Below are 6,590 nucleotides of genomic sequence, written 5' to 3'. Positions count from 1 at the left end.
GAGTGACTCAATCGGCATATAGCAAATGGGAGGGCGGAAAAGTGATTTTTAAGACCCGCCATTTAATTAAAATAGCAAGAGTTCTCAATGTAACTGTTGACGAGCTTTTATGTATAAAATGAAATGCGAGTATTAGTGTTTCTATAGCGGGGGATTGCCACGCTCACTGCGTTCGCTCGCAATGACAAGTAAACCGCTACTGTTACCCGTCATTGCGAGGGCATTTATGCCCGTGGCAATCCCAGCCATGAGAAAGTAGTAGTTACTGTACTTGTTTCATGCAGGAGATTGCCACGCTCGCATGGCTCGCTCGCAATGACATGGGTGCGCAAAAGGCTTACTTACACATTGAAAGAATTCAATAATTCGGCTATTTTGCGAGTGCCGTCGGAGCCGGGGTTGGCGTTCATTGCCGAAATGAGATTTTGGCGTTTGCTTATGAGCGCAACCGTTTCGGAAACTATCGAGCCGCAGGAAAGCGAGTCTTGCTCCATAACCTCTATTACTCCGAGGTCTTTGTAGTAGGCGGCGTTTTGTACTTGGTCGCCGCGGCTGGAGTCGCTTTTGGGCAGGGGAATTACGAGCGAGGGAATTTTAAGCGCGGTGATTTCGGAAAGAGTGCCCGCGCCCGCGCGGGTTACGGCGTAGTCCGCCCAGGCGTAGCAGTCCGCCATGTAGTCGCAAAATTCCAGCCTGCGGTAATTTTCGTGCGAGCCGTCGAACTTGTGCTTTCCGGCAATGTGAAGCACGTTAAAGTAGGCGCAAAGCTCCTTTATCGCGCCCTCGGCGGCTTGGTTTATGGCGAGCGCGCCCTGGCTTCCGCCGAATATGAGCAGATTGGGTCTGCCGTTTTTCTTAAAGCCCAGCTTGCGGTTAACCGCCTCGGCGTTGCCCTCGTACAACTCTCTCCTGATGGGCGTGCCCGTGAAAAATCCGTTGTCGAACTTTTCTGCGAGCGACGGAAAAGAGGTGCAAACGTATCGGCTCTTTTTGGCAACAAGGCGGTTGCTAAGTCCCATGCTGATGTCAGACTCGTGGATTATGAGCGGTACTTTTTTCTTATATGCCGCCATTGCCATGGGGAGCGCGGCATAACCGCCCTTGCTGAAAACCGCTTTGGGCTTAAGTTCCTTGATGAATTTTTTCGCCTTGCTTATCCCGCTCGCGAGCACAAAGGGTATCTTTATGTTTTTGGGCGACAGCGAGCGGTGAAACTTTATACACGGCAACGCGTGAAAAGTTATCTGCGGATACGCCGAAATCATTCTTTCTTCCATGCTTCCCGCCTCGCCGAAATAGTGCACCTCGTAGCCGCGCAAATAGGGGAGCAGAGCAATGTTGGGCGCGATGTGACCCGCCGTGCCGCCGCCCGTTAAAAATATTGTGTTCATATTGACATTCACCCGTCGGTTTGATATAATATCTATTATATGATAGCCAAACGCTGAAAATAATAAAACACGGAGAACCGATTATGAAAACCGAAATTTTCACAGCCGCCGACGGTAAGGCGATATCTCTTAAAATATGGGACGAGGCGAGCGAGCCTCGCATGGTTTTGCAGCTCGTGCACGGCATGGCGGAGCACGTTAGCAGATACAACGACTTTGCGGAATATCTCAATTCCTGCGGCATAATAGTTGCGGGCGACGACCACCGCGCCCACGGCGACACCGACCCCGACGCGCTCGGACTTGCGGGCGAGGGCGACCTTTTCCACAAAACCGTGGAGGACGAAAAGGGCATAACGGCGTTGCTTAAAGAGCGTTACGGCTTGCCCGTGGTTATAATGGGGCACAGCTACGGCTCGTTTCTTACGCAGAGATACATATCGCTCGGCACGTCGGATATAGCGGGTTGCATACTCATGGGCTCGGCGGCAATGGAGGGCTTTGTTGTAAACGTGGGAGCGAGAATAGCCGCGAAAAAGATGAAAAAGGGCGAAAAGGACGCCCGCGGAAAATTCTTCGCAAAGCAAACCTTCGTGAAATACGATAAAAAGATAAAAGACGGAATAAACGGCTGGCTTTGCCGCGACCGCGCCGAAGTGGGCAAGTTCAACACCGACCCGCAGTGCAATTTTACTTGCAGTAACGGGTTTTATCATTGGTTTTTCGGCGGCATGAAAGCAATTGCGGCGGATAAGGGCGAAAATATCCGCAAAGACCTGCCGCTAATGATAATCTCCGGCACTGCCGACGGTGTGGGCGGCTACGGCAAACTCGTTAAAAAGCTGTATAATCGCTACGTTAAGTTCGGCTTGACTCCCGATTTGCGCCTAATAGAGGGCGCGCGACACGAGCTTGTGAACGAAACCGACAAGCAAGAGATTTACCGAACCGTTAGGGATTTCGTACTTTCAATACATTAAAACAAATTTGCTGTAAATGTAATATTTGTTATTGACATTTCGGTTTTTTTGTGTTATCATACTTATACGAATATCGGATTTGTACGGGCTGAATTTGCGCAAGGAATTTTCCGCCCGAGTAAAAATTCGGAAAATGAGGAGAACGCAAAATGAAACCGGCAACTGACAGACTTATTAAAGACAAAGTGCGCCGCGGCGCAGACGTGATACGGCGCGGAATTTATACCCGCGCGGGCGACTTAAAAATGCGGTTTGCGTTAACCGACGAGCCTGTGGCGTTTGCCGACAGGCTCAAACTCGAATACGCGCAAATAAGCGAGGGCGAAAAGTGGGGGCGCAAGGTGTGGGACTGCGCATGGTTTCACATAGAGGGCGATGTGCCAAACTGCGAAAACCCGCATTTGGCTATAGACCTCGAGGGCGAGGGGTGCGTATATACTCCGCTCGGCGTGCCCGTGCGCGGCATAACCGACGTAAAGGGCGGGGCGGACCACTCGCACGGATTTCCGGGCAAACGCTACGTGCCGCTCGGGGAGTGCGTTGCCGCGGGCGCGAAAAAAATCGACTTGTGGGTAGACGCGGCAAACAACGACCTGTTCGGCGGAGTGCACGGCGGCACGGTTAAAGAGTGCGCGGTTGTTTCGTGCAACGCCCAAAGGCGGGAACTTTATTACGACTATGCGTTTTTAATGAACCTATCAGAGAGCACCCCGGACGCAAACCCTCTGCATTACGCTATAGTTTACGCCCTCGAGCAAGTTTCGGTGCGGGTTTCGTCGGATATGACGGCGGAGCGCATAGCGGAGTGCAAAAAAATACTCGAGCCGCACCTAAAGCGCAAGAACATAGCCGACCCGTTGCTCGAATTTTATGCCGTGGGTCATTCTCACCTCGATTTGGCGTGGCTGTGGCCGCTCCGCGAAACGCGGAGAAAGGCAATCCGTACCTTTTCCACCGCGCTCGCAAATCTCGAAATTTACCCCGAATACGTGTACGGCGCGAGCCAACCTCAGCAGTTCGAGTGGGTAAAAGCCGACTGCCCCGCGCTTTACGCAAAGTTGAAAGAGGCGGTAAAGGGCGGGCGTTTCGAACTGCAAGGCGGCATGTGGGTTGAAGCCGACACCAACGTAACGGGCGGCGAATCGCTCGTGCGGCAGTTTTTGTACGGCAAAAGATTTTGGCGCGAGGAGTTCGGCAAAGATACCGATATTCTTTGGTTGCCCGACGTGTTCGGATTTTCGGGCGCACTGCCGCAGATAATGCGCGGTTGCGGTTGCGAAAATTTCCTCACAATCAAATTGAGTTGGAACATGGTGAACAAGTTCCCGCACCACTCTTTCCGCTGGCGGGGCATAGACGGAAGCGAAGTGCTCGTGCACATGCCGCCCGAGGGAAATTACAACGGGTCGGCAACGCCCAAATCCGTACTGTATGCGGCGGGCAACTACGCCCAGCGCGGATTGAGCAAAAACGCAATGCTTTTGTACGGAATAGGCGACGGCGGCGGAGGACCGGGCAGAGAGCACATAGAGTTCGTTTCGCGCGAAAAGAACGTGTGCGGCGTGCCTAACGTGAAATGTGCGCCCGCTTCCGAGTTTTTCGCGAAGCTAAAAAAGGAAAAAGACAAGTTGCCCGTTTTTTGCGGCGAAATGTACCTCGAGCGGCATCAGGGCACATATACCTCGCAGTCTGCAAATAAGCGCAACAACCGCAAAACCGAAAACGCGCTTTGCGTGTACGAGTTCGCGCAAGCGGCTACGGGCAGGCGCAACAAAGAACTCACCGACGAACTGTGGAAAGAAACGCTTTTGTATCAGTTCCACGATATCGTGCCCGGCTCGTCCATAAAGCGGGTTTACGACGAAAGCACCGAGCGTTACGCCGTAATGCGCAAAACGCTCGACTCGGCTATATCCGATACCTTTGCCGAGAAGGGAAGCGTGCCTTGCGTGTGCAACGCGTCCTCTTTCGAACGCGACGAATACGTGGAATACGGCGGCGAGTGGTACAGAGTGAAAGCCGCGCCGTACTCGGTTGCCGCGCTTACAAAGCCCGAAAAAACCTTTTCGGTGTATTCGAGCGGCGGAAAGTTCGGCAATTCTCTCATAGAAGCGCAAATTGACGAAAGCGGCAAAATAGTATCGGTAATAAATAAGACTACGGGCAGACAGGCTTTGGCGGCTCCGTCTGGCGAGTTCAAAGTGTATACGGACGTGGGCGACGCCTGGGACTTTTATCACGGTTACCGCGACGGCGGCGAGGAGAAATTCGCCGTTACCGCCTTCGAGCCGTTCATAGAGGGCGCGAAAGCGGGCGTGCGCGTAAAGTACGCCTACAATAAGAGCACGCTCGTGCAAACGGTGAGCGTTACCGAAAATTCGCCGTTTGTGCGGGTAGACGTTTTCGCCGATTGGCGGGAAACCGAAAAAATGCTTCGCACCGATTTTTACCCCGCGGTGAATACGAACGAGGTTACTTGCGATATTCAGTGGGGAAGCGTGAAGCGCAAAACCACCGAAAACAATTCCGTAGAGGCGGCGCAGTACGAGGTGTGCGCCCACAAGTGGGTTGACTCGTCGTCGCACAATTACGGCGTTGCGCTTTTAAGCGACTGCAAGTACGGCTTTAGGTGCAAAGACGGTTGCGTTTCCGCGCACCTGTTGCGCAGTCAGATGGGACCGTGCGACAATCAGGACAAGGGCGAGCATGAATTTTCTTACGCGATTTACCCGCACGAGGGCGGCGTGTACAATTCGCCCGTGGCGGCTATGGGTTACGCCTTTAACCGCCCGCTCGCGGCTGTAAACGCACTGCCGCGCCCGTCGCTGGTGAGCACGAACAACCCGCACGCCGTGATAGAAACGGTGAAGCCCGCAGAGGACGGCTCGGGCACCGTAGTGCGGCTTTATAACGATACGCCCGAGGAGATTACGGCAAAAATTACGGCGAGCGGAAAACTCGTAAAAACGGATATGCTCGAGCGCGGCGGCGAGAAGATGAGCGGCAACATAACGCTCCGCGGCTTCGAAATACTCACGTTTAAGATACAAAGTTGACAAACAATACTTTATTTGATATAATATATCAAAATAATACAGGCGGCGCGAATATGAGTCAATTCGGGTATCAAAAAATAGCGGATGCCGTGTTGGAAAAAATAGCTTCGGGAATGCTCAAAAGAGGGGATAAGCTCCCCGCCGAGCTCGAGCTGTGCGAGCAATACGGAGTAAGCCGTATCACGGTTCAAAAAGCCATGAAACAGCTTTCCGAACAGCGGATAATATACCGTATATCGGGCAAGGGCACTTTTGTGGGCGAAGCTCCCGCGGCGGTTCTCGGCGAAAAACGGCTTATAGGGCTAGTGCTGTGTTCGTTTTCGGCGGCGTTCGGCATGGATATAATCCGCGCGGTGGAGAAAACGGCGGACAAGCTCGGATTTTCGGTGATACTCAAAAACTCGTATTTCGACGTAAACAAAGAAAAAGAGATAATTTCGCTGTTGTTGCGGCTCAACGTGGCGGGCATAATAATTCAGCCCGTGCCCGACGAACTTTACAATCCCGAGCTCATAAAACTTACGCTCGGCGGCTTTCCCATAGTTACGCTCGATAGGGAAATAAACGGCTTTTCCATACCTTTTATAGGTAGCGACAATTACCGAAGCGCGGAAATCGCCACAAAGTTCTTGCTCGATAAAGGGCATAGAAACATATGTATGTTTGTGGGGCACATGCACAACACGAGTTCGCTCCGCGAGCGCATGGACGGATTTAAGCGGCAGTGCGCGCAGTACGGCGTAGTTGCCGACGAAAGCAGTTTTTTTACCGAAATATACAGCACCCAAATGGGCAACGTAACGCAAGCCGACGTGCGGGCGGACATAGAGCGCGTGAAAGACTTTTTGCAAAAGCGACCGGATATAACTTGCGCGTTTGCTTCCGAATACGCGATATCGCGCATAATTCGTTCCTCGTGCCGCGAGCTCGGCAAGAGAATACCCGAGGATTTCTCGATAATCACTTTCGACAATCACAACGATATTTTCAGGCGCAACCAAACAACGTATATGCGCCAAAGGCAAGACCTTATAGGCGAAAGCTCGGTGGAAGCCATATACAAGCTGTTGCGCGGCGAGAGCGTTCCTCGTTCCAAACTGTTCGACGCCGAAATAATAGATAACGGCAGCGTTGCAGACTGCCGTTAAACCGAATTCGATATT

Annotated in this window: 5 protein-coding genes; 4 read left to right on the top strand and 1 reads right to left on the bottom strand. The window is 52.4% G+C overall.

Annotated elements, in window-relative coordinates:
- Nucleotides 1-2: 2 nt before the first annotated feature.
- Complete coding sequence (locus NFR55_RS10585; protein WP_420851541.1) at nt 3-122, top strand: helix-turn-helix domain-containing protein; 120 nt, start codon at nt 3-5, stop codon at nt 120-122.
- Between the two features lie 219 nt (nt 123-341).
- Here the strand turns inward: NFR55_RS10585 and NFR55_RS06525 are convergent, their stop codons facing one another.
- Nucleotides 342-1,391 (bottom strand): UDP-N-acetylglucosamine--N-acetylmuramyl-(pentapeptide) pyrophosphoryl-undecaprenol N-acetylglucosamine transferase, encoded by a 1,050-nt coding sequence (locus NFR55_RS06525; protein WP_251547466.1) that lies wholly within the window; start codon nt 1,389-1,391, stop codon nt 342-344.
- An 83-nt stretch (nt 1,392-1,474) separates the two neighbouring features.
- Here NFR55_RS06525 and NFR55_RS06520 point away from each other — a divergent pair, with 83 nt between their 5' ends.
- From NFR55_RS06520 to NFR55_RS06510, 3 genes are all read left to right on the top strand, one after another.
- On the top strand, nt 1,475-2,371 hold the full coding sequence (locus NFR55_RS06520) for an alpha/beta fold hydrolase (protein ID WP_251547464.1): 897 nt from the start codon (nt 1,475-1,477) through the stop codon (nt 2,369-2,371).
- 149 nt (nt 2,372-2,520) lie between these two features.
- Entirely contained in the window at nt 2,521-5,427 is a 2,907-nt protein-coding gene (locus tag NFR55_RS06515) for an alpha-mannosidase (RefSeq protein WP_251547462.1), read from the top strand.
- A 53-nt stretch (nt 5,428-5,480) separates the two neighbouring features.
- A complete protein-coding gene (locus NFR55_RS06510) occupies nt 5,481-6,575 on the top strand; it encodes a GntR family transcriptional regulator (protein WP_251547460.1) in 1,095 nt (364 codons plus the stop codon).
- The last annotated feature ends 15 nt before the right edge of the window (nt 6,576-6,590 follow it).

Source organism: Pumilibacter intestinalis (assembly GCF_943193005.1).
GTDB classification, from domain to species: Bacteria; Bacillota; Clostridia; order Christensenellales; family Pumilibacteraceae; genus Pumilibacter; species Pumilibacter intestinalis.
Note: the sequence above shows the minus strand (reverse complement) of the source record. Positions and strands in the feature narration are given on the sequence as shown.

Bases quoted from the DNA above. Each gene is read 5' to 3' on its own strand.
- NFR55_RS06520 (WP_251547464.1), top strand. From the start codon at position 1,475: ATGAAAACCGAAATTTTCACAGCCGCCGACGGTAAGGCGATATCTCTT.
- NFR55_RS06525 (WP_251547466.1), bottom strand. From the start codon at position 1,391: ATGAACACAATATTTTTAACGGGCGGCGGCACGGCGGGTCACATCGCG.
- NFR55_RS06515 (WP_251547462.1), top strand. From the start codon at position 2,521: ATGAAACCGGCAACTGACAGACTTATTAAAGACAAAGTGCGCCGCGGC.
- NFR55_RS06510 (WP_251547460.1), top strand. From the start codon at position 5,481: ATGAGTCAATTCGGGTATCAAAAAATAGCGGATGCCGTGTTGGAAAAA.